Origin of the sequence: Nonomuraea sp. NPDC048892, from assembly GCF_040649735.1 — a bacterium.
In the GTDB taxonomy this organism is placed as follows: Bacteria; Actinomycetota; Actinomycetes; order Streptosporangiales; family Streptosporangiaceae; genus Nonomuraea; species Nonomuraea maheshkhaliensis.
Genome location: NZ_JBEZFZ010000014.1, coordinates 248,099 through 269,445, shown reverse-complemented (window position 1 = coordinate 269,445; position 21,347 = coordinate 248,099). Strand labels below are relative to the sequence as shown.

At 69.2% G+C, this 21,347-nt stretch carries 18 protein-coding genes, 2 tRNA genes and 1 rRNA gene; 8 read left to right on the top strand and 13 right to left on the bottom strand.

Features of this window, described 5'->3' with window-relative positions:
- Window positions 1-97 (bottom strand): 16S ribosomal RNA (locus AB0C28_RS36600); the annotation flags it as partial.
- Between the two features lie 598 nt (window positions 98-695).
- Between AB0C28_RS36600 and AB0C28_RS36595 the strand changes: the two genes are divergently transcribed.
- Together AB0C28_RS36595 and AB0C28_RS36590 are read left to right on the top strand one after the other, a co-directional pair.
- Entirely contained in the window at window positions 696-1,094 is a 399-nt protein-coding gene (locus tag AB0C28_RS36595) for a hypothetical protein (RefSeq protein WP_106253654.1), read from the top strand.
- Between the two features lie 321 nt (window positions 1,095-1,415).
- Window positions 1,416-1,544: a hypothetical protein gene (locus AB0C28_RS36590; RefSeq protein WP_346114815.1), complete on the top strand. Its 129-nt coding sequence runs from the start codon at window positions 1,416-1,418 to the stop codon at window positions 1,542-1,544.
- 24 nt (window positions 1,545-1,568) lie between these two features.
- Here the strand turns inward: AB0C28_RS36590 and AB0C28_RS36585 are convergent, their stop codons facing one another.
- The 9 genes from AB0C28_RS36585 to AB0C28_RS36545 all read right to left on the bottom strand — a co-directional run bounded on the left by AB0C28_RS36585 (window position 1,569) and on the right by AB0C28_RS36545 (window position 11,546).
- Window positions 1,569-2,249, bottom strand: a complete 681-nt coding sequence (locus AB0C28_RS36585; protein ID WP_357854537.1) for a response regulator — start codon at window positions 2,247-2,249, stop codon at window positions 1,569-1,571.
- Complete coding sequence (locus tag AB0C28_RS36580; protein WP_358080179.1) at window positions 2,246-4,843, bottom strand: ATP-binding protein; 2,598 nt, start codon at window positions 4,841-4,843, stop codon at window positions 2,246-2,248. Before AB0C28_RS36580 ends, AB0C28_RS36585 begins: the two co-directional genes overlap by 4 nt.
- 48 nt (window positions 4,844-4,891) lie before the next feature.
- The gene (locus tag AB0C28_RS36575; RefSeq protein WP_357854542.1) at window positions 4,892-5,359 is read right to left on the bottom strand and encodes a group II truncated hemoglobin; all 468 of its coding nucleotides are present in this window, start codon (window positions 5,357-5,359) and stop codon (window positions 4,892-4,894) included.
- A gap of 129 nt (window positions 5,360-5,488) precedes the next feature.
- Window positions 5,489-5,565 (bottom strand) — tRNA-Met (locus tag AB0C28_RS36570).
- 110 nt (window positions 5,566-5,675) lie between these two features.
- A tRNA-Met gene (locus tag AB0C28_RS36565) sits at window positions 5,676-5,752 on the bottom strand.
- A 92-nt stretch (window positions 5,753-5,844) separates the two neighbouring features.
- Entirely contained in the window at window positions 5,845-8,808 is a 2,964-nt protein-coding gene (locus tag AB0C28_RS36560; RefSeq protein WP_357854545.1) for a UPF0182 family protein, read from the bottom strand.
- A gap of 129 nt (window positions 8,809-8,937) precedes the next feature.
- Window positions 8,938-9,984, bottom strand: coding sequence for a PDZ domain-containing protein (locus AB0C28_RS36555; RefSeq protein WP_357854548.1), 1,047 nt, complete (start codon window positions 9,982-9,984; stop codon window positions 8,938-8,940).
- Window positions 9,985-9,994: 10 nt separating this feature from the next.
- The gene (locus AB0C28_RS36550; RefSeq protein WP_358080178.1) at window positions 9,995-10,420 is read right to left on the bottom strand and encodes a molybdenum cofactor biosynthesis protein MoaE; all 426 of its coding nucleotides are present in this window, start codon (window positions 10,418-10,420) and stop codon (window positions 9,995-9,997) included.
- Between the two features lie 52 nt (window positions 10,421-10,472).
- Window positions 10,473-11,546, bottom strand: coding sequence for an NAD-dependent epimerase/dehydratase family protein (locus tag AB0C28_RS36545; RefSeq protein ID WP_357855513.1), 1,074 nt, complete (start codon window positions 11,544-11,546; stop codon window positions 10,473-10,475).
- A gap of 130 nt (window positions 11,547-11,676) precedes the next feature.
- On the opposite strand from AB0C28_RS36545, the gene AB0C28_RS36540 reads away from it, so the two are divergent.
- The 3 genes from AB0C28_RS36540 to AB0C28_RS36530 all read left to right on the top strand — a co-directional run bounded on the left by AB0C28_RS36540 (window position 11,677) and on the right by AB0C28_RS36530 (window position 14,474).
- Window positions 11,677-12,888, top strand: a complete 1,212-nt coding sequence (locus tag AB0C28_RS36540) for a zinc-dependent metalloprotease (RefSeq protein ID WP_358080185.1) — start codon at window positions 11,677-11,679, stop codon at window positions 12,886-12,888.
- Entirely contained in the window at window positions 12,885-13,445 is a 561-nt protein-coding gene (locus AB0C28_RS36535) for an NUDIX domain-containing protein (RefSeq protein ID WP_358080177.1), read from the top strand. The genes AB0C28_RS36540 and AB0C28_RS36535 overlap by 4 nt, the downstream gene beginning before the upstream one ends.
- Window positions 13,446-13,526: 81 nt before the next feature.
- On the top strand, window positions 13,527-14,474 hold the full coding sequence (locus tag AB0C28_RS36530; protein ID WP_358080176.1) for an endonuclease/exonuclease/phosphatase family protein: 948 nt from the start codon (window positions 13,527-13,529) through the stop codon (window positions 14,472-14,474).
- Window positions 14,475-14,516: 42 nt separating this feature from the next.
- On the opposite strand, the gene AB0C28_RS36525 is transcribed toward AB0C28_RS36530, so the two are convergent.
- The 3 genes from AB0C28_RS36525 to AB0C28_RS36515 all read right to left on the bottom strand — a co-directional run bounded on the left by AB0C28_RS36525 (window position 14,517) and on the right by AB0C28_RS36515 (window position 16,463).
- Window positions 14,517-15,101: a hypothetical protein gene (locus AB0C28_RS36525; RefSeq protein ID WP_358080175.1), complete on the bottom strand. Its 585-nt coding sequence runs from the start codon at window positions 15,099-15,101 to the stop codon at window positions 14,517-14,519.
- Window positions 15,098-15,613, bottom strand: a complete 516-nt coding sequence (locus AB0C28_RS36520; protein WP_169789153.1) for a M48 family metallopeptidase — start codon at window positions 15,611-15,613, stop codon at window positions 15,098-15,100. The genes AB0C28_RS36525 and AB0C28_RS36520 overlap by 4 nt, the downstream gene beginning before the upstream one ends.
- Before the next feature lie 67 nt (window positions 15,614-15,680).
- Window positions 15,681-16,463: an enoyl-CoA hydratase-related protein gene (locus tag AB0C28_RS36515; protein WP_358080174.1), complete on the bottom strand. Its 783-nt coding sequence runs from the start codon at window positions 16,461-16,463 to the stop codon at window positions 15,681-15,683.
- 424 nt (window positions 16,464-16,887) lie between these two features.
- Between AB0C28_RS36515 and AB0C28_RS36510 the strand changes: the two genes are divergently transcribed.
- The 3 genes from AB0C28_RS36510 (at window position 16,888) to AB0C28_RS36500 (ending at window position 21,318) form a co-directional block, all read left to right on the top strand.
- Window positions 16,888-18,765, top strand: a complete 1,878-nt coding sequence (locus AB0C28_RS36510; RefSeq protein WP_358080173.1) for a ThiF family adenylyltransferase — start codon at window positions 16,888-16,890, stop codon at window positions 18,763-18,765.
- 59 nt (window positions 18,766-18,824) lie between these two features.
- Complete coding sequence (locus AB0C28_RS36505; RefSeq protein WP_357854566.1) at window positions 18,825-20,177, top strand: AarF/UbiB family protein; 1,353 nt, start codon at window positions 18,825-18,827, stop codon at window positions 20,175-20,177.
- Window positions 20,178-20,499: 322 nt separating this feature from the next.
- On the top strand, window positions 20,500-21,318 hold the full coding sequence (locus AB0C28_RS36500) for a hypothetical protein (protein WP_358080172.1): 819 nt from the start codon (window positions 20,500-20,502) through the stop codon (window positions 21,316-21,318).
- The last annotated feature ends 29 nt before the right edge of the window (window positions 21,319-21,347 follow it).

Below are 21,347 nucleotides of genomic sequence, written 5' to 3'. Positions count from 1 at the left end.
CGCCGCTCGAGTACCCCGAAGGGCCTTTCCGCTCGACTTGCATGTGTTAAGCACGCCGCCAGCGTTCGTCCTGAGCCAGGATCAAACTCTCCAAACAATGTCTGGAAACAATCCCAACAAAAATCCAAATCAAGCACTATGACTTGACGAGGTGTTGCATGAAAATCATGCACTGGCTTTTAACACACTGTTGAGTTCTCAAGAAACGGACGCGTACATCCTCACCGAAACCACACTCTCGCGGCTCCCGCTCGGAGGCGTTCACTCCGTTTTGTTCTTTCGTTGTGTCTTAATTCTTTCAGCCGTTCAAGTCCCTGTCAAATTGACCGGACTCGCTCGACCTGCGGGAATTAAGCGCCGCCCCCTTTCGGAGACAACCCCTCAAACTTACCAGCTCATCCGAAGTGGTTTGTCACCATCGAAGGACGACCCTGAAGGTAGTGGGATTTGCCGGGCATCTTCCGAAGCTCTAGGAACCTCTTGGCCGCCCTGCGCGAAGCAACTCTAGCAGCCTGGCGCGCCCACTTTGGCCGACTCAGGTAATCAGACGGTTCTCCCCTCACCACCAGACCCTCAAACCTCACCTGTCCACCCCCTGCACGACGCCTCCGATCGCAAGTCGATGGCAAGTCATCCGCAATCGTTCTCACGTACGAAGTACGTACGAGCAGACTGCGCTCTCGGAGGTGGCGGCCATGACCCGGTCGGAGTTCGACGACATTCGCGCGTTCCTCGCCGACGAGGCGACCCACGCGGGTGACCTGCTGCGCATCGCCAGGACTCTGATCGACGACCTCGAACACGCGCGCATGCGTGAGGCAGTCCTGCGCACCCACTACCTGCGCCTGCTCACGGCCGCGCGCGCGACGGTGGCGGCGGACACCGTCGGCGAGGCGGAGCCGCTGGCGTTCCTGAAGCACGAGCTGGCCGAGCGCGGTCAGCTGCCGGAGGACGGGGAGGCCGTGCAGCGCATCCTGTCCGACGCGCGCGCGGCGGCGGCGTTGCTCGCCTGCCTGGAGGAGCCGGCGCCGCGACGGCCGCGCGGCATGCGCCTGCGCCGTTGCGTCGGCACCGGCCGCACCCTCCGCCGGTAAGCACCCGCACCCGCACCATTCAGGCCGCCGATCCATGACCGTCGGTCCAGCGCTGTCGGTCCAGCGCCGTCGGTCAGGCCGCCGATCCATGGCTGCCCGGCTCCGGTCACGCCACCCAGGCGATCCGCCCAGGGCTGCCCGACTCCCGGCCGCCCAAGCCGGGTCACCCAGCCCACGTGGCCGACCGTCGGTTCACGCTGGTGTGATGAGGACTTCGGGCATACCTCCCCTTGGCGCACCGCCTGTAAGACTTCGCATATGTGGCAGCGGGGGCTGAACTGGGTGGCAATCATCTTGGTTGGGCTATTTGGCCTGATGTGGGTGGGCATCGTGATTTACGCGGACCAGGGCTCTTCCCTCTGGATGCGCGTCGTACAGGTCGTCTTCGGCCTGCTGCTTCTGGGCTGGGCCGTGCGGAAGGCGTTCAGGATGCCCGGCGGCAGGGTCTGAATCCGGCAATCGCCAGACCCTGGATCACTCCGGCGGCAGTGGCTGGAATCGGTACCCCATCCCGGGCTCCGTCAGCAGCTGCACCGGATGCGCCGGGTCCCGTTCGAGCTTGCGCCGCAGCTGGGCCATGTACTGGCGCAGATAGTGCGTCTCCTTGAGGTACGCGCTCCCCCACACCTCGGTGAGCAACTGCCGCTGGCTGATCAGCTTGCCGGGATTGCGTACCAGCAGCTCCAGGAAGTGCCACTCCGTGGGCGTCAGGTGCACCCCGCCCGAGACCGTCTTGTCGGCGAGGTCGACGACGTGGTCGCCCACCCGTACCGTGGCGTTCTCCTCGTCCTGCTGACCCGTGCGGCGCGTCACCGCGCGCACCCTCGCGAGCAGTTCGTCGATGCTGAACGGCTTGGTCACGTAGTCGTCGGCGCCGGCGTCCAGGGCGTCCACCTTGTCGGTGCTGTCCGCGCGGCCGGACAGGACGATGATCGGCACGGTGGTCCAGCCGCGCAGGCCCTGGATGACCTCCACGCCGTCGAGGTCGGGCAGCCCGAGGTCGAGGATGACGAGGTCGGGGTGCCATTCGGCGGACTGGCGCAGGGCCGTGCCGCCGTCGGGCGCCACCGCTACCTCGTACTGCCTGGCGGCCAGGTTGACGCGCAGGGCGCGCAGGATCTGCGGCTCGTCGTCCACCACGAGTACGCGCGTCATGAGGCCCGCCGCAGCGAGATGGTCATGGTCAGTCCTCCTCCTGGCGTGTCCTGAGGCGTGAGCGTGCCTCCCATCGCCTCGGTGAGGCCGCGTGAGAGCGCCAGCCCGAGCCCCACGCCCGCGTGGTTGTCACGGTCGCCGAGCCGCTGGAACGGCAGGAACACCCTTTCATGCGCTTCGGCGGGAATGCCGGGGCCCCGGTCGATGACGTGGATCTCCACGTCGCCGCCGTGGGAGCCGGCGGTGACGCGTACGGGTTCGCCGCCGGGGTTGTGGCGCACGGCGTTTGTGATCAGGTTGACGAGTACGCGTTCCAGCAGGGCGGGGTCGGCCGAGATCTCGGGCAGGTCGGACGGTATGTCGGTTTCGAGGCGGTCGCGCAGCGGGCCGAGGTCGTCCACGGCGTGCGGCAGCACGTCCTCGATCGCCACCGGTTCGAGCCGCACGCCGAGGGCTCCGGCCTGGAGGCGGCTCATGTCGAGCAGGTTGGACACGAGGCGGTTCAGCTTGATCAGCGACTCGTCGGCGGTGGCGAGCAGTTCGCCCCGATCCTCCTCGGTCCACGTGACGTCGGTGCTGCGTAGGCTCTCGACCGCGGCCCTGGCCGAGGCGAGCGGCGTACGCAGATCGTGGCCGACGGCGGCGAGCAGCGCCGTACGCATGCGGTCGACCTCGGCCAGCGGCCCGGCCCGGTCGGCGACCTCACGCAGCCGCTGCTGCCGCAGCGCCACCGCCGCCTGGGCCCCGAACGCCTCCAGCACCTTGCGCTCGTTCACCTCCAGCGGACGCCCCCGCGCGGCCAGCACGAGCCGGTCGTCGACCGCGACGTCGGTGTCGGCCGATCCCGGACGGGTCGCGGGCATCCCTCCCGACGTGGCCACGACCCGCCACTCGCCGGACTCGTCGCTCCGTTCGAGCAGGGTCACCGCGCTCAGCCCGAACGTCTCCCGCGTCCTGGCCAGCAGCGACGGCAGCGCCGACTCGCCCCGCAGCACGTGGCCGGCCAGCGTGGACAGCACCTCGGCGTCGGCACGCGAGCGCGCCGCCTCCCTGCTGCGCCTGGCCGCCAGGTCCACGACCGTGCTGACCATGACGGCCACCAGGACGAAGATGACCAGCGCGAGCACGTTCTCCGGCCTGGCGACGGTCAGCGTGCGCACCGGCGGCGTGAAGAACCAGTTGAGCAGCCCGAACGCGAACACCGCCGCCGTCAGCGCGGGCCACATGCCGCCCGCCATGGCGGCGGCCACGACGAGCAGCAGGAAGAGCAGCAGCTCGCTGGGCAGCGACAGGCCCAGCGGCACGAGCACGGCCGCCAGCAGCGGCATCCCGAGCAGCGCCAGCGCCCAGCCCGACAACCTCCGCGTCCGCGTCAGCGCGGGACCCGGCCGGGCCAGACCGCGGCCCAGGCCGGTCGCCTCGTGCGGCACGATGTGCACGTCGATCGGGCCCGACAGCGCCGAAGTCGTCGCACCGACCCCGCGCGCGAACGGCCACCGGCGCCGCGACGCGCCGAGCACGAGCTGCGTGGCGCGCACGCCACGGGCGAACTCCAGCAGCGCCCGCGGCACGTCCTCGCCGACCACCTGGTGGTAGGTGCCGCCCAGGGTCTCGACGAGGGCGCGCTGGCGTACCAGGGTGGCGGGGTCGCCGCCGGGCGGACCGTCGGCGTTGGTGACGTGCACGGCCAGCAGATCGACGTTCTTGCCTCTGGCGGCGATGCGGGCCGCCCGCCGTACGAGCGTGTCGCCCTCCGGCCCGCCCGTGAGCGCGACCACCACCCGCTCACGCGCCTCCCACGAACGCGCGCCCGGGAAACCGGGCCGCTCGCCGTCCGTCCGCCCGTCCCGATCAAGACAGAGCCGCTCGTCCCGGTCGAGGCGGGGTCGCTCGTCGTCCGGCCCGCCGTCCCTATCAAGGCCAAGCCGCTCGTCCTGGTCGAGGCCGAGTCGCGAGTCGGCCGCCAGCCAGCGCTGGGCGAGCTCCCGCAGGGCGGTCAGGTTGCCGAGGCGGAAATGGCCGGCGAGGGCCGCGTCCACCTGGTCGGCCGGGTAGAGGCCCCCGTGGGCCAGCCGCCGCAGCAGCGTCTCGGGCGGCAGATCGACCAGCTCGATCCGGTCGGCCCGCCGCAGCACCTCATCCGGTACGGTCTCCCGCTGCCGCACCCCCGTGATCCGCTCGACCGCGTCGTTCAGCGATGCGAGGTGCTGGACGCCGACGGCGGAGACGACGTCGATCCCGGCGTCGAGGATCTCGGCCACGTCCTGCCAGCGCTTGGCGTTGCGCGAGCCGGGGACGTTGGTGTGGGCCAGCTCGTCGATCAGGACGATCGCGGGAGCGCGCGCGATGACGGCACCGACGTTCAGCTCGGTGAACGTCGTCCCCCGGTACGGCAGGGTCCGCAGGGGCAGGACCTCCAGGCCGTCGAGGAGGCGGGCGGTGGCGGCACGGCCGTGGGTCTCGACGAGGCCCACGACGACGTCCTCGCCCCGTTCGCGGGCGCGCCGCGCCTCGCTGAGCATGGCGTACGTCTTGCCCACCCCGGGCGCGACGCCCAGGTGGACTCGCAGCCGCCCTCGGGGCCTGCCTCCCATTCCTCCAGGTTAAGCGGCCCGGTTGAGCGGCAGGGCTAAGCGGCGGGGCTAAGGCTGGTACGGCGGCGCCACGCCCCAGCCCCAGTGCGGCACCGGCGCCTGCGCAGGCGGGGTCGCGCCGGGCTGGGAGTTGGACCTGGCCAGCCGGGTGCCCCATTCGATGTAACCCGCGAACGCCGCCCTGAACTCGGGATCGTCGGGCAGACCGACCTCGTCGGCCGCGTCCATGAGCAGGCTCACCCATCTGCGCCGCTGCGGCTCGGTGATGGCCTTGCCGAGGTGGTGGCGGAGCATGTTGGGATAGCCGCCGCGTTCGCGGGTGTAGCGGTCGGGGCCGCCGAAGACCTCGCTGAGCCACATCGCCACGTACTTCGGATGATCGCCATCCATGTGCGCGAACAGCGGCCCGATCAGATCGTCCTTGACGACACTGCGGTAGAAGACCTCGGTCAGCCGCTCCAGCGCCTCGGTGCCGCCGGCCCATTCGTACAGAGTGGGCACTGTCTCATCAGCCATGTAATCATGTGATCACCACCACAGGCCATGAAACAAGGCATTATCCGGACATAACGCCAGGCCGTCCATACATGGGCACAAACGAAAAATCCCCGGCCGCCAGATGTTCTGGCGACCGAGGATTTTCTTTGGTAGCGGGGACAGGATTTGAACCTGCGACCTCTGGGTTATGAGCCCAGCGAGCTACCGAACTGCTCCACCCCGCGTCGGTGTGTCACTAGTTACTATACAGGCTTCCTGAGAGTGGATGGACCGTGATCCCTCGCTCACACGCGAAAGCCCGGGTTTCCGATGTCGAAATCCCGGGCCTTCGGCCTGGTAGCGGGGGCAGGATTTGAACCTGCGACCTCTGGGTTATGAGCCCAGCGAGCTACCGAACTGCTCCACCCCGCGTCGTCTTCGTGCTTTACAAGACTATCGGCGACGCGGGGTGTACGCAAACCAGATCCTGTTTCCGCCTCGGTTCCGGGCCGGTTCCGGGCCGGCTAACCGGTCGGAGAGGCCGACGGCGACGCCGGTGGCGGTGTCGCCGGAGGCGACCCGGTCGGTGCCGCGGTGGTCGAGGCGGTGGGTGACGCGCTGGCCGACGGTGAGGCCGAGGGCGACGGCGCGGTCTCCTGCTGCGTGTTCGCCCCTTCCAGCGCCTTGAGCGCCTCCTCCAGCCGCTTCTGGGCGTCGCCGTAGGCGTCCCAGTCGGGCGGGCTGGCCTGAAGGGCCTTCTGCGCGTCCGAGTAGGCCTTCTTGGCGTTGGAGATGGCCGAGTTGAGCGCCGTGTTGGCCTGTTCTGGCCGCCCCTGTTGCTGTTGATCGCTCGGCTGCGCCTGTTCTTCCTGCTCGCTGCCGAAGACCTCCTGGAGCGCCTCGTCCAGGGTGCGCGCCACGCCGATCTTGCTGCCGAACGACACCAGCACCCGCTGCAGGATCGGGTACGGCTCCTGCCCGCCGCCCGCGGCCACCTGGATGTACACCGGTTCGATGTAGACCAGGCCGCCCGCGTACGGGAGCGTCAGGAGGTTGCCGTAGCGGACCGACGAGGCACCCACGCCGAGCAGGTTGAGCTCACCCGCGAAACGGCTCTGGAAGGAGTTCTGCGCCTGTCCTGGGCCTGGGATGGGTGTGCTCGACGGCATGCGCAGGATGCGCATGCGGCCGTAGTCGGCGCCCTCCGACGAGTCGACCGCCATGAAGGCAGCCAGGTTGGGGCCCTGCCGCGGCACGAACGTCGTGGTCAGCGAGAACGCGGGCGTGCTGCCCGGCATCGTGGTGGTCAGGTAGTAGGGCGGCTGCTTGATGTTCTTGTCGCCCTGTGTCGGGTCGCCCGGGACGTTCCAGAAGTCCTGGCCGCTGTAGAAGGCGGCCGGGTTGGTGATGTGGTAGCGCGACAGGGTGTAGCGCTGCACCTTGAACAGGTCTTCCGGGTAGCGCACGTGCTGGCGCAGGTCGGGGCTCATCTCCGACGCCGGGCGGATGGTGCCGGGGAAGGCGTTGCTCCACGTCTTGAGCACCGGGTCGTTGTTGTCCCAGGCGTAGAGCTTGACCGTGCCGTCGTAGGCGTCGACGGTGGCCTTCACCGAGTTGCGGATGTAGTTGACCTTGTCGCTCGGCTGCTGGGCGATCACGCGACGGTCCGTGGAGGTGTCGCGCGTCATGTCGCCGAGGCTTTCGCTCTGCGAGTACGGGTAGTCGTTGGAGGTCGTGTAACCGTCGACGATCCACTGGATGCGCCCGTCGACGATCGCCGGGTACGGGTTGCCGTCGAGGGTGAGGTAGGGCGCGACCTTCTGCACCCTGTCGCGCGGGTTGCGCACGTACAGGATCTTGGAGTTGTCGTTGATGTCGCCGGAGAGGACGATGTTCGCCTCGCTGTACTTGGCGGCGTAGACGAGCCTGTTGACGAACGAGCCGACGGGCACGCCGCCGGTGCCGGTGTAGGTCGTGTTCTTCTGGCCCGTGCCGCCCGTCTCCGGATAGTCGAGCTCCTGCGGGTTGTTGGGGTTGCCGCCCGCGATCACGTATTCGGAGGACGAGGCCGGGTCCTCGCCGTAGTAGACGCGCGGCTCCTTGAGGTTGGTGCTGGTGACCAGCGGGCCGCTGACCGGCATGTCCTTGGCGTCGTAGGCGGGCAGGCCGCTGGAGTCGACCTGGTTGCCCGGCGCGGCGACGAAGCCGTAGCCGTGGGTGTAGACGAGGGCCCGGTTGATCCAGTTGTTCTGGCCCTCGGGCGGGCTGGTCAGCTCGCGTACGCCGACGATGTGGTCGATCAGCTTGCCCGAGCTGTCGGGGTAGCGGTCGACGTCGAGCGGGTCGGCGAAGCTGTAGAAGCCCCTGATCCGCTGGGTCTGCTCGTAGGTCGAGGAGACCAGCGCCGGGTCGAGCAAGCGCACGCCGGAGACGGAGGTGTCGCCCTTGGACTGGACCTTGGTCGGGTCGGCCTGGGCGTTGTAGTTTTCCACCTCGGTCTTGTCGACGTTGTACGCCGCCCGTGTCGCGTCGATGTTGCGCTGGATGTAGGCCGCCTCTTTGCCCTGCTGGTTGGGCTTGACCTGGAACTGCTCGACCAGCGCCGGGTAGACGCCGCCGATCAGGATGGCCGAGAGCACGAGCAGGCCGAAGGAGACGCCGGGCAGCATGCCGCCGGGGCGCACGACGCCGGCGAAGAACAGCGCGGCGCAGATCAGCGCGATGATCGCGAGGATGGTCTTGGCCGGCAGCACGGCGTTGACGTCGGTGTAGGAGGCGCCGTGGACGAAGCCCCGGTCGGAGAAGACCAGGCCGAGGCGGTCCATCCAGTAGGCGACGGCCTTGAGCAGGACGAAGATGCCCAGCAGCGCCGACAGGTGGACGCGGGCCGCCCTGGAGGCGTGCACGCCGGGCGACTGCAGCCGGAACCCGCCGTAGAGGTAGTGGGTGATCGCCGCCAGCACGATGGAGATGATCACGGCGGTGAACAGGAAGTTCAGCACCATCCGGATGAACGGATAGTCGAACATGAAGAACGCGATGTCGTAGCCGAACATCGGGTCCTGCTTGCCGAAGGACGCGCCGTTGCTGAACTGCAGCCAGGTCTTCCACTGCCCCGCGAACGAGGAGCCGGAGAAGAGCGCGAGCAACCCCATGCCGACGATGAAGATCAGCTTTCGGTGGGGATCGAGCGCCATGCGGTAGCGGTCGGCTCCGCTGCCCCCGCCGAACATCGCCGGCCCGAACATGGGCCGGGTGCGGAAGGCCAGCAGCATGTTGCCGCCCGCGATGGCGACCATCAGCACCGCTCCGGCCAGGAACAGCACGATCTGGGTCAGCAGCACTCCGCTGAAGACCGAGGTGAAGCCGGTCGAGTCAAACCACAAAAAATCGGTATAGATGCCCGAAAAAAGGAAAAAGAGCGCGACGATCACTACCAGAGCGATCGCCACAGGCAGAAGCAGTCGCGGTCGGCGGGGCAAGCGCATCGCCCTGCCGGCTCCTGGGGTCCGGAAGCTCAAGGCCAACCCCTCGTCGTAATGAAGAAACGGTCCGTGTCTGGCAACTTACACCGCTGTGCCAGCCCTACGACTAACGCACGGCGATGGCCAGAAGTTTCATCCGGTCTCACAAGCGGGCACCTCGCCCTTGCCGGTGCGCAGCGCGTCGAGCGCCTGCACCGCGCTGTGCAACGTGTCCGCTCTGACCAGCCGCAGCCCGTCGGGCACGGCTTTCATGGCCTCCGCGCAGTTGTCGGCGGGGGTCAGGAAGATCGTGGCGCCGGAATCCTTCGCCCCGACCATCTTCTGCGCGATCCCGCCGATCGGCCCGACGGCGCCGCCGGGATCGATCGTGCCGGTGCCGGCGATCTGCTTGCCGCCGGTGAGCTCGCCGGGCGTGAGCTTGTCGAGTATGCCGAGCGAGAACATCAGCCCGGCGCTGGGCCCGCCGACGTCGCCCACGTTGATGTCGACCTCGAACGGGAACTTGTATTTCGCCTGCATCGTCACCCCCACCAGAGGCTGCCCCTTGGGGCCCGCCACGGTCGGCACGGTGACGTCGAGCTTGTCCTTGCCGCGGGTGATGGTGAAGACGACGTTGTCGCCCGTCTTGTGCGCCTTGACCGCGTCGCTGACGGCGGTGACGTCCCTGGCCGCCTTGCCGTCGACGGCGACGATCTCGTCGTCCTTCTTCAGCTTGCCGTCGGCGGGCTTGCCCTTCTCGGTGTAGGCCACGCTCACGGCCATCGAGTAAGGGATCTTGAGCTCGTTGAGCGCGGCGGCGGTCGCGGAGTCCTGGGAGTTGGTCATCTCGACCGCGTTCTCCTCCTCGACCTGCTTCGGATCGCGGTCGGGAGCGAAGATCGTCTCCTGCGGGACCACCGCCACGGTGGGGTCGATCCAGCCCCGCAGGGCCGTGAGCAGGTCGATCTGGGCCGCGGGGCCGCCCTGGTAGGCCACCGTGACCAGGTGGAGCGCGCCCTTGGTGGGGTAGGTCTGCCGGCCCTTGATCGAGATGACCGGCTTCTTGTCGACCTCGCCGATGGTGTTCTCCGTCGGCCCTGGGCTCAGCACGACGTACGGGACCGGACGGAAGGCGCCCACCACCCCGAACGCGAGCACGAGGAAACCCGCGAGCAGCAGGGTCAGGGCGCGTCGTGACATGTCGATGAGCTTATTCTCCGGCGCCGACCCACTCGGTCTCGCCGTCGAAGAACACCTGGTGTTTCCAGATGGGGACGTGTGCCTTGAGGTCGTCGATCAGCCGCCGCGCGGCCTTGAACGCCTCGTCCCTGTGGGGCGCGGCGACCGCGACGATCACCGCCGTGTCGCCCAGCGCCAGGTCGCCCACCCTGTGCACGGCGGCCAGCGCCGTCACCGGGAAGTCGGCGGCCACCTTCTCCGCCACCTGGCGCAGCTCGGCCTCGGCGGTCGGATGCGCCGAGTAGGACAGGCCGGTCACCGCCTTGCCGTGGTCCTGCTCGCGCACGGTGCCCACGAAGAACGTGGTGCCGCCCGCGGCGTGGTCGCCGACGGCGGCCAGCACCTCGTCGACCGAGAGCGGTGTGTCACGAATGCCGAGCAACCGGATGACGTCCACGGAAAAAGCCTAACCTTTACCGGCCGCGTTTCTTACGCGCCGCGAAGAAGCATCATTGGCGGCGCTTTTTGCGGACCTGCCGGACGATGGCGGCGGTGCCGATCACGGCCACGGTGGCGCCGGCGGCGGTGAGCGTGGCCTCCTTGACCGGCAGGCGCCGGCCGACCACGGTCGTCCTGTTCTCGCGCAGCTCCATGAGCTGCCGCAACGCGGCCTCGTTGGTCCACGCCGGTTTCCAGCCCGCCTCGCGCAGCACCGCGCAGTCGACCACCCACGGATAGACGACGTAGTGCAGGTCGGTGGCGGGGGCCGGAGTAACGCCGAGACGGTGCAGGCGCTGCGCCGTGCCGAAGGTCAGGCCGGCGGGCAGCTCCAGGCTGCGGATGCCGGACAGTTCCTCGACCTGCTCCTGCTCCAGCCAGCCGTCCGAGCCGACCGCCAGCACGCCGCTGACCACGCCGCGCGCCGCCAGTTCCAGCGCCGAGACGAGGTCGTCGATGTGGCAGAACTGCCAGTGCGGGCTGCAGCCCTTGACGGTCAGCAGCCTGGGCGACTCGAAGTGGCGGGTGAGCACCGTGTCGACGCCGGGGCCGACGACCGCGGCCGGGCGCAGAACGGTCACCTCCACGCCCGGGTGGCTGCGCAACGACCTGCGGACGAGGGACTCGATCTCCAGGAAGTCGCCCACGACGCCGGTGTCGGGCTCGGCCGCCACCGGGGCGTCCTCGGGCAGCGGCACCTCGTTGTCGGGCGCGGCGCCGTACACCATCGCGCTGGTGACGAGCACCACACGGCGCACGCGTGCGGCGGCGCAGGCCGTCAGCACCGTCTGGGCGGCGCGCAGGTTGTAGGCCCGCCGCTCGGCCGGGTCGGAGTCGACGGCGTAGTCGCCGGCCAGATGGATCAGCACGTCGATGTCGGAGATCCGGTTCGCCAAGAGCGGATCTCGGACGTCGATCACCCTCCACGTGGCTTCCTGGACGTCGCCGCGTTCTTCGTCGATGGCCACCACTCTGCGGAAATCCGCGGAGGAGACGAGCTTCACGAGCACTTCGCGACCTAGTCCGGAGGCCGCGCCCGTTACGGCGACGACGGGTTGACGCGGGCGTTTCGAGGTAGGCACCAGGTCCTCACTTTGCACTGATCCGCCGTAGGACGGCTAACGTGGCGGATGTGGACTCCTCCATCCTGCACGAGGTAGAGCGGTGACTGACCTGCCAGGTCGCGAAAACGACCCCAACGAGAACCCGTTCGCCATGTTCGGCAACCCTGAGCAGATGGCTCAGGCGATGCGCCAGTTCGCCGACATGTTGTCGGCGCCCCAGGGTTCAGGCCCTGTCAACTGGGACATGGCCAAGAACATCGCCCGGCACGCCGTGGTCGCCGAGGGCGACCCGAGTGTCATGGAAGGCGAGCGCCGTCAGATCGTCGAGGCGCTCAGCCTGGCCGACCTGTGGCTCAACGAGGCGACCGCGCTGCCGAGCGGCGTGTCCAACCCGCAGGCCTGGAGCCGGTCTGAGTGGATCGAGAACACGATCCCGATTTGGCGAAAGCTTTGCGAACCGATCGCGGAGCGCATGGTCGAGACCATGGGCGGCGCGCTCGGCGGCTCAGGGCTGCCTCCTGAGGCCCAGCAGATGGCCGGGCCGCTCATGGGCATGCTCAAGCAGATGGGCGGCATGATGGTCGGCCAGCAGATCGGGCAGGCACTCGGCTCGCTGGCCCGCGAGGTCATCGGCACCACCGACATCGGCCTGCCGCTGTCCGACACGGCCGCGCTGCTGCCGGGCGGCATCGCCTCCTTCAGCGAGGGCCTGGAGGTCCCCGCCGACGAGATCAGGCTCTACCTGGCGCTGCGCGAGGCCGCGCACCACCGGCTGTTCCAGCACGTGCCGTGGCTGCGCTCACACCTGCTGGGGGCGGTCGAGGAATACGCCAGGGGCATCACGGTCGACACCTCCGCGCTCGAAGAGCAGATCCGCGGGCTCGACATCAACAACCCCGAGGCCATCCAGGAGGCGCTGAGCGGGGGCAACCTGCTCAAGCCCGAGGAGACCGAGCGGCAGAAGGCCGCCCTGGCGCGGCTGGAGACGATGCTCGCGCTGGTCGAGGGCTGGGTGGCGACGGTGGTCGACCAGGCCGCCGACGGCAAGCTGCCCTCCGCCGTGGCGCTGGCCGAGACCGTACGCCGCCGCCGTGCCACCGGCGGGCCCGCCGAGCTGACGTTCGGCACGCTGGTGGGGCTGGAGCTGCGGCCCAGGCGGCTGCGCGAGGCGGCGGCGCTGTGGCGGGCGCTGGAGAACGAGCGCGGCGTCGACGGGCGCGACGCGCTGTGGAGCCACCCCGACCTCATGCCGACGGCCGACGACCTCGACGACCCCGATGCGTTCGTACGCGGGGACACGGCCTGGGACATCTCGCAGCTCGACGCCAAGCCCGACGACGACGGCGAGGGCGGCCAGGGTTGAGCCTGCACCACGACGCGGTGGCGGTGCTGTCCACCTGGACGGCGCCCACCCCCGAGGAGGAGGCGCTGCGCGAGCAGTTCCTCGACCACCTGCGCGAGCACGACGACGCCATGCTGCGTGAGTGCGTTCCCGGGCATCTGACGGCGACGACCGCGGTGCTGTCGCACGACGGCGCCAAGGTGCTGCTCACCCTGCATCCGAAGGCCAAGATGTGGCTGCCCATGGGCGGCCACTGTGAGATCTCCGACACGTCCCTCGCGGCGGTGGCGCTGCGGGAGGCGTGGGAGGAGTCGGGGATCTCCGGGCTCCGGCTGCTGCCGGGTCCGCTCGCGCTCGACCGGCACGCCGTGTGGTGCCATCCGCCGCGCTGCTGGCACCTCGACGTCGAATACGCGGCGGTGGCGCCGGCCGGAGCGGAGGCCGTGATGAGCGAGGAGTCGCTCGACCTGCGCTGGTTCCCCGTGGACGAGATCCCGGAGCTGTCCGACGAGGCGACCCGCCGTTTGGCCGCACGCGGACAGGCCGCCCTTACCTCGGATTCACGCGCGCTTGGCTAGAGTCCATCTGCGGCGTTTTGCGTCGTTCCAAAGGGGGCTTGCGTGGAGACATCGCCTGTCGGCGGCACCATCGTGACACCGGTGCGAAAGCGCAGGAAGTTCCCCGCGACGGCGCTGACATGGGTGGCGGTGACGCCGTTCGCCGCCTGGGCGCTGGTCAGGGTGGCGGGGCTGGAGCGCGGCTCGCTGCCCACCCAGCTCATGACCGCGACCCCGTACGCGGCGGCGGGTTCTCTGGTGCCGCTCCTGATCGCCGCCGTCGGCCGCAAGCGCGCCGCGGCCGCCGTCGCGCTGCTCGCGACGACCGCGCTCGGCTTCAGCGTGCTGCCCAGGGCGCTCGGCACCGCCGACGCCGCGTCGGCGCGGCCGCTGCGGGTCATGACGATCAACATGCTGTTCGGCCGGGCCGACGTCGCGTCGATCATGCGGTTGGTACGCGAGTTCGCCCCCGACGTGCTCAGCACCCAGGAGCTGACCCCCGGGGCGGTCGCCGACCTGGACGCGGACGGGCTGAAGGAGATCATGCCGCACCGCGTGCTCCAGGCCGAGTGGAGTGCCGGAGGCAGCGGCATCTACTCCCGCTACCCGATGGAGGCGCTCTGGGACCTGATGCCGCCCGTCGGCCACCAGATGCCCGCGGCGCTGATCTCGGTGCCGGGCGGCAAGCCGATCGAGTTCGTGGACGCGCATCCGTTCCCGCCGCTGGGCCCGCAGGTCACCGGCTGGAACGAGGCAATGGCGGCCTTTCCCTCCACCTCCCCCGACCGGATCCGGATCATCGCCGGCGACTTCAACGCCTCGCTCGACCACGCCGCGTTGCGCGGGGTGCTGTCGCGGGGCTACAAGGACGCGGCCGACCAGGTGGGGGCCGGGCTGATCCCGACGTGGCCGGCCAACAAGCGGGTGCCGCCGTTCATCACGATCGATCATGTGCTGGTGGATCAGCGGGTGGGGGTGCAGGAGGTCAGCGTGCGCGACGTGCCGGGCACCGACCACCGGGCCGTGCTGGCCCGGCTCAGCCTGCCCTGATCGGCCTGCCCCGGTCGGCGCTCGGCTCGGGGTGGCGAGCTCTCAGCCTGCCCCGACCAGCGCTCTGGTGTTGTCCCAGCCTTCGAGGCCGGGGTCGAGGCGGGCGACGTCCTCAGGTGCGCGCAGGCGGTGCCAGCCAGGGGTGGTGGCGACCCGGCGCGGGCCTGGGGCCTGGGCGCGCAGCTCCTTGACGATGTCGTACGCGTCGAGGTCGGGGTCCGCCCAGGCGGGCGGGGGCAGCACGCAGGCCAGGGCCACGGCGCCGCCGTTCTCCGCCGGGCAGACGACGATCTCGGCCCGGCCCAGCTCCCTGAACAGCTTGCCGACCAGCAGCGGCGGCAGGTCAGGGGCGTCGGCGCTGATCACGGCCGCCTGCTCAGCGTCGAGGCGGGCGAGGGTCGCCCTGAGCGGTTCGCCCTCGGCGATCGAGATCACCTCGGTGCCCGGCCAGACGAGGTCGTCCAGACCGGGGACGCTGGTGAGCAGGACCGGGGTGACGAGGTCGAGGCCGGCGACCATCTCGTAGGTGTCTTCGGCCACCGCCTCCAGGAACTCCCTGGGGTCGACGCCCGGCGGGGCCGCCTGTGCCATGTGCTGATGGACGAGGACCGCGGCGATGCGCGTCAACACTCCTCCGGTGCCGTGTGGGCCGCCGCGGAGAATCCCTCGAGGAACCCGCGGGCCCGCTCCGCCTTCGGATACTGTTCTACCAGCGCCCAGAACTTGGCCCCGTGGCTGGGCACCAGCAGGTGCACCAGCTCATGGATGATCACATAGTTGATGACCCACTCGGGCAGGCCCTTGAGCCTGGTGGAGATCCGGATCGTGCCGGTCTCGGGGGTGCACGAGCCCCAGCGGTGCTGCTGGTTGTCGACCCAGCGCACGCTCACGGGGTCGGGCTCGCCGTCCAGATATTTGGCCGACAGCTCCTTGGCCCGCTCGAGCAGCGCCTCGTCGGTGGGCCTTCTTCGGCGTTCCTTGGCGGCCAGCCGATCCAGCATCCGGCTCACCCACTCATCCGCGTCTTCGCCGCTCAACCAGGCGGGCAGGAGCACGATCGTCTTGTCGCCGTCGCGGTAGGCGGAGACCGTACGCCGGCGACGAGAACTGCGACGAACCTCGACTGTCTCGGGGGGCACATATGCACGGTAGCCGAGACTGGCGAAATTCCACAGAGGGTGGACGTTGTTTCTGCTGGTCAGATGATTAAGAGCCGGTGAATTTGGGCATGCGCCTTTCCCGATGTGCCGTGAGGCCCTCCATCATGTCGGCGGAGGCCATGGTCACGGGCTGGGCCAAGGATTCCCACCTCAGAGCGGCTTCCAGGTCTTGATGGTCTTGGTTGAGGGCTACTTTGGTGAGCCTTGTGGCAATGGGTGCGTTCTGAGCGATCTTCGCGGCGATGCCGCCTACTTCCGACATTAGGTCATTTTTCGGGAAAGATTGATTTACCAACCCTTTAGCCGCTGCTTCCGTTCCGGACAGGCTGCGGCCCGTCAGCAGCATCTCCCGCGCGAGCCCCGCGCCCGCCCTGCGCGGCAGCAGGTAGGTGGCGGCCATGCCCGGGTGCAGCCCCAGCGAGGTGAACGGGGCCAGCAGCTTGGCGTCGTCGGCCGCGTACACGAGGTCGCAGGCCAGCGCCACGCACAGCCCCGCACCGACGGCCGGGCCGTTGACGGCGGCGACCGTGGGGATCTCCAGGTCGGTGATCATCAGCCAGGTGCGGTAGAAGGCGAGCATGCGCTCACGCAGCCGGGGCACGGCCTCCGCGCCGCGCTCGCCAATCCACGACAGGTCACCGCCCGAGGAGAACGCCGTGCCGGCGCCCGTGACGACGAGGCACCTCGCGTCTCTGTCGGTGGCCAGCTCGGACATGGTTTCGCGCCATCGGGCGGTCATGGCGTCGGTCATCGCGTTACGCATGTCGGGGCGATTGAGGGTGATGAGTACGACTCCGTCGTCTTTACGATCAACCAAGAGCTCGTCCATGCCGGGAAGCGTAACGCTTGGCGGTGATCATGTCGGGGCCTGGCGGTTGGCGGTGATCACGTACGGCATAAGGCTTTGCGGTGATCACGTGTGGTCGTATCACTTGAGGATGATCTTCATGTAGGGATGATCATCGCTTGAGGATGATCGCTGCCGTTCATCACGCAGGTCGATGATTGCCGGCGTTCGTCACGCAGGTCGATGATTGCCGGCGTTCGTCACGCAGGTCGATGATCGCGCATCGCGGCAGGAGAGGCGGCGGCCTCCAGAGACCCCTTGAAGGAATGATCTTTTCTACGGATCAACGCTTCGCTTCGCTTCGTCCACAGGCGCTTTCATCAATTCCGGCGGTTATCCACAGCCGTCGCCGAACCCGCTCGGGATCTTGCTCCGGCATGGAAACCTTCCCGCCATGAGGCCACGCGTGAAGCCCATCCTCCGGCACCTCCTCCGCGACGAGCAGACCCTGCAATATGGCGTCCACCCGCTGCGGGCGGTCATGCTGAGCGGCCTGACCAGACCCGTCCGGCAGTGGATCGAGGGCCTCGACGGCACCCGCGACCTCGACGCGGTCCTTCGCGACGCCGCTCGTGCCGGGCTCGACGCGACGCGCGCCCGGGCCCTGCTCGACCAGCTCGCCGCCCAGGGCGCCCTCCACGACGCCGCCGCCGGCCCCGGCTCTCTGCGCGAGCTCCCGCTGGCCGAGAGAGACCGCCTCAAACCAGACCTCGACGCCCTCGACCTCGCCTCCACGGCTCCCGACGGAATGATCGCCCACTTCGAACGCCGCAGACGATCGCGCGTACGCGTCTACGGCGCCGGCCGCATCGGCGCCCAGGTCGTCGCCCTGCTGGCGGCGGCCGGCGTGGGCGACATCCGAGTCCTCGACCCCGGCACGACCCAGCCGGCCGACCTCACCCCGGGCGGGCTGACGTGGGCGGAGGTGGGCCTGCCCAGGGAGGTGGGGGCGGTCGCCGCAGCCAACAGAATCACCTCAGGCGGCGCCACGCCGGGTGCAGCTGTTCACGGCCCCGACGAGACCACCGGGCGACCCCGCAACCCCCAAACCACCAACCGCACTCCTTCCAGCCCCGCCGTCTACCCCACCCTCACCACCCCCACGAACCGCCGCAACACCACCCCCACCCCAGGCCCCGACGCCGCCCCCGGCCTGAACCCCGGCCCCCGCCCTGGTCCCGGTCTGCGAGGAGTCGCACCGAGCACGCGCGGGACAACCACCATGCGTGCAACTCCCACCACGCGCGGGGTCACCAACGCGCGCGGAACGTTTGCCGCCCCACGCCCTACAGCCCAGGCTCCGCGCGGGGCTACGTCCGACACTCACGGAGCAGCCCGGAACCCAGGCGGGGCGACATCCGACACCCAAGGGGCGGCCCAGAGCCCGCGCGGGGGCACGTCCGACAGCCGCGAAACGACCCTGGACACACGCGGGACCAGGGCCGACTCGCACAGCCCCACGTCCGGGCGAGAGAGCGGCACCGGCCCGGGCGGGACCGGAACCGAGCGACAGGGCACCGACCCGCGCGGGACTGGCACCGGGACCGGGCGAAAGGACATCGACTCGCCCGGGACCAGGCGGGTCGGCGGACCGGAGTCGGGCGGAACCAGGACCGCGCGCAAGGCCGAACCCGCACGACGGGACGCGTCCGACTCCGGCAGAACCGGGACCGGAACCGGACCGATGGGCGGCTCTGGGCGGCGAGAGAGCCGGTCTGATGTCGTTCAAGCCTCGAAGGGTGGCGTTCACCAACCCACCTCGAACCACAAGCCCACCTCGAACGTCGTCGCCGGTGGGCCGTTTCTCGGGGACAAGTGGGATCGGCCCGATCTCGTCGTCCTGGCCCAGGTCGGCCCTCTCGACACGGTGCTGGTCAACGAGCTGAACACGCTGCGCATCCCCCACCTCCTCGTGGCCGCCTTCGAGGGGTATGGGTGTGTCGGTCCGCTGGTCCTGCCCGGAGAGACCGCGTGCCTGCATTGCCTCGATCTCACCCGGCGGGACCACGATCCCCACTGGCCGATCGTCACCGCCCGGCTGGGCGGTTATCCGCCCGGTGAGATCGCCTGCGACGTGGCGCTGGCCACCGCCGTGGCGGCCGCGGCGACCGGTCACGCACTCGCCTACCTGGACGGTAAGGAGTCATCTGTGACCAATGGCACAGTAGACGTAACGCCTGATTGGCAATGGAAAAGGCGATCGTGGAGGGTACATCCGCAATGTCGTTGTATGCGAAGTAACCCATATTCGCTAAGAATGGTCATGGCACCCAACCGCGACTGACGTGCTCAGACGACCACGAAGGGGGGAAGCGGCATCTCGACGAGGTTCCGCGCATCGGTGTGAACGATCTTCCGCGCCGCGCTGTCACGCGTTCGGCCAAACTGGCCACCCTTCCACTCGGCTTCGCGGGCCGCGCCGCCCTGGGGCTGGGCAAGCGCATCGGCGGCAAGTCCGCGGAGATCGTGGCGCAGGAGGTGCAGCAGCGTACGGCCGAGCAGGTCTTCAAGGTTCTCGGCGAGCTCAAGGGCGGCGCGATGAAGCTGGGCCAGGCTCTGTCGATCTTCGAGGCGGCATTGCCGCAGGAGGTCGTCGGGCCCTACCGTGCCGCGCTCACCAAGCTGCAGGAGTCCGCCCCGCCGCTGCCCGTGTCCACGGTGCACAAGGTGCTGACCGAGCAACTGGGCGACGGCTGGCGCGAGCATTTCCTGTCGTTCGACGACCAGCCGACCGCGGCCGCCTCCATCGGCCAGGTGCACAGGGCCGTGTGGCACGACGGCAGGGAGGTGGCCGTCAAGATCCAGTACCCGGGGGCGGGCAAGGCCCTGCTCGGCGATTTCGCGCAGCTCGCGCGGCTGGGCAAGCTGTTCGGCGCGCTGCTGCCGGGCCTCGACATGAAAGCCGTGCTCGGGGAACTGCGCGAGCGGATCGCGGAGGAGCTCGACTACCTGAGGGAGGCCGAGGCCCAGCACGCGTTCGCCCTGGAGTTCAACGGCGACCCCGACTTCCACGTGCCCGACGTGGTGGCCGCCAACGAGATGGTGCTGGTCACGGAGTGGATGGACGGCACGCCCCTGTCGCGCATCATCACCGAGGGCACCCAGGAACAACGCGACCAGGCCGGACTGCTCTTCGTACGGTTCCTGTTCTGCTCCCCCGCACGGGTCGGGATGCTGCACGCCGACCCGCACCCCGGCAACTTCCGCATGCTGGCCGACGGCAAGCTCGGCGTGCTCGACTTCGGCGCGGTCAACCGCCTGCCCGAGGGCTATCCGCCCGCGTTCGGAAAGCTCACCCGCATCTTCAACCAGGGCGACATGGCCACCGTCACGGAGGGGTTGCGGCAGGAGGGCTTCATCCGGCCGGACATCGAGGTCGACGCCGACGCATTGCGCGCTTTCCTCGCGCCGTACGTGGAGCCGACCGCCGTGGAGGAGTTCACGTTCAGCCGGGAGTGGCTGCAGGAGCAGGCGGCCAGCGTCACGGACCTCCGGCCGACCAACGTGATCCGCCAGCTCAACCTGCCGACGTCGTACGTGCTCATCCACCGGGTGCACGCGGCCGGCATCGGCGTGCTCTGCCAGCTCGGCACCACGGCCCGGTTTCGCGACGAGGTGATCCGCTGGGTCCCGGGCTTCGCCGACGACCCTGACCCGGATGCGAACTCCGACGACGAACCGCTGGCGATCGGCTGACCCGGCTCAGGTCCCTTCGACTCGACTTCCTCCGGCCCAACTTCCTCCAGCTCGACCTTCCCAACGCGGCTCCTTCCGGTTCGCCTTCCTCCGGCTCGGCTCCTCCCCCGTCGCGCCGTCACCCGCGGTCTTCGCCTCACGCTGCCCTCTCCTTCGTTGCTGGTCGCGCTGCCGCCAAGCCAGCCTCCTGGAGCACGGCCCAAGGTGAGATACGTGAGACTTTGGAGACCCAGCGTTGAACTAGTGCCACTCTGTGTAATGATATGACTTCGAAGAGTAACGATTCCTTCGGAGACGCCTCATGCATCGATCAGCTCGCCCGGTGGTCGCCGCCGCGCGGGTGGTTGCCGGCTCACTGGTGGACGCCGCCGCGCGAGTGGTCGCCGGTTCATTGACGGGCGCCACCACACGAGTGGTCACTGGTTCACTGGCGGGCGTGGCCGTGCTGGTGAGCGCCGCCACATTCGCGGGGGCCGGCTCGTTCGCGGGGATCTCTGCGTTCGCGGAGATCGGCTCGTTGGCGGGGATCAGGCCGCTGGGGTGGATCGGGCCGCTGATGATCGTCGGTTCGCTCGCCGCCGCGTTGGTGGGCGCACGCTCACTGGGACACCCCGCCGCAAAAGTGGTCGCCGCGCCAATTGTGGTGATCGGCTCGGCGGTGATGGCCGGCTCGCTCGGCACCGTTCCGGCTGCGATGGCGTCCACGGCCGGGGCGCTCGTCACCGTTCCGACCCCACTGATGCTCACAGGCGGTGCGCCGACCACCGGCCCGATCCTGGGGGTGCACACAGGCAGGACGTCCGCCACCACCCGGGCCCCGATGACGTCCGAAGTCAGCGCACGCACCATCAACCCGGCTAAGAGGGTGCGCATAGGCAAGACCATCGTCACCAGACCGGCTCTGATGGCGTTCGCAGGCAGTACACGTGCCACCAGCGTGAATCCCGAGGGCGCGTACAGGTGGAACATTCGCTGGCCCGGTCGCGATGGCAGCCACAGCTGGAACAACCGCCACCACATCGCCCCAGATGGGGATTGCGGATGGTCCGCCGGCCGCTGCCCCGGTCATGGGTGCCGTTGTCGATCCGGGGGTTGCCGCGCCGGTCGCGAACGCCATCGCCGATCCGAACGTCACCGGTGAGTGCTTGATCTCCAAGGCGGGGAAGGTCA

What these genes read in the sequence shown, in the direction of transcription:
- AB0C28_RS36515 (WP_358080174.1), bottom strand. Translation starts at nt 16,463, where the DNA reads ATGGACGAGCTCTTGGTTGATCGTAAAGACGACGGAGTCGTACTCATC.
- AB0C28_RS36560 (WP_357854545.1), bottom strand. Translation starts at nt 8,808, where the DNA reads ATGCGCTTGCCCCGCCGACCGCGACTGCTTCTGCCTGTGGCGATCGCT.
- AB0C28_RS36580 (WP_358080179.1), bottom strand. Translation starts at nt 4,843, where the DNA reads ATGGGAGGCAGGCCCCGAGGGCGGCTGCGAGTCCACCTGGGCGTCGCG.
- AB0C28_RS36595 (WP_106253654.1), top strand. Translation starts at nt 696, where the DNA reads ATGACCCGGTCGGAGTTCGACGACATTCGCGCGTTCCTCGCCGACGAG.
- AB0C28_RS36575 (WP_357854542.1), bottom strand. Translation starts at nt 5,359, where the DNA reads ATGGCTGATGAGACAGTGCCCACTCTGTACGAATGGGCCGGCGGCACC.
- AB0C28_RS36540 (WP_358080185.1), top strand. Translation starts at nt 11,677, where the DNA reads ATGTTCGGCAACCCTGAGCAGATGGCTCAGGCGATGCGCCAGTTCGCC.
- AB0C28_RS36585 (WP_357854537.1), bottom strand. Translation starts at nt 2,249, where the DNA reads ATGACGCGCGTACTCGTGGTGGACGACGAGCCGCAGATCCTGCGCGCC.
- AB0C28_RS36555 (WP_357854548.1), bottom strand. Translation starts at nt 9,984, where the DNA reads ATGTCACGACGCGCCCTGACCCTGCTGCTCGCGGGTTTCCTCGTGCTC.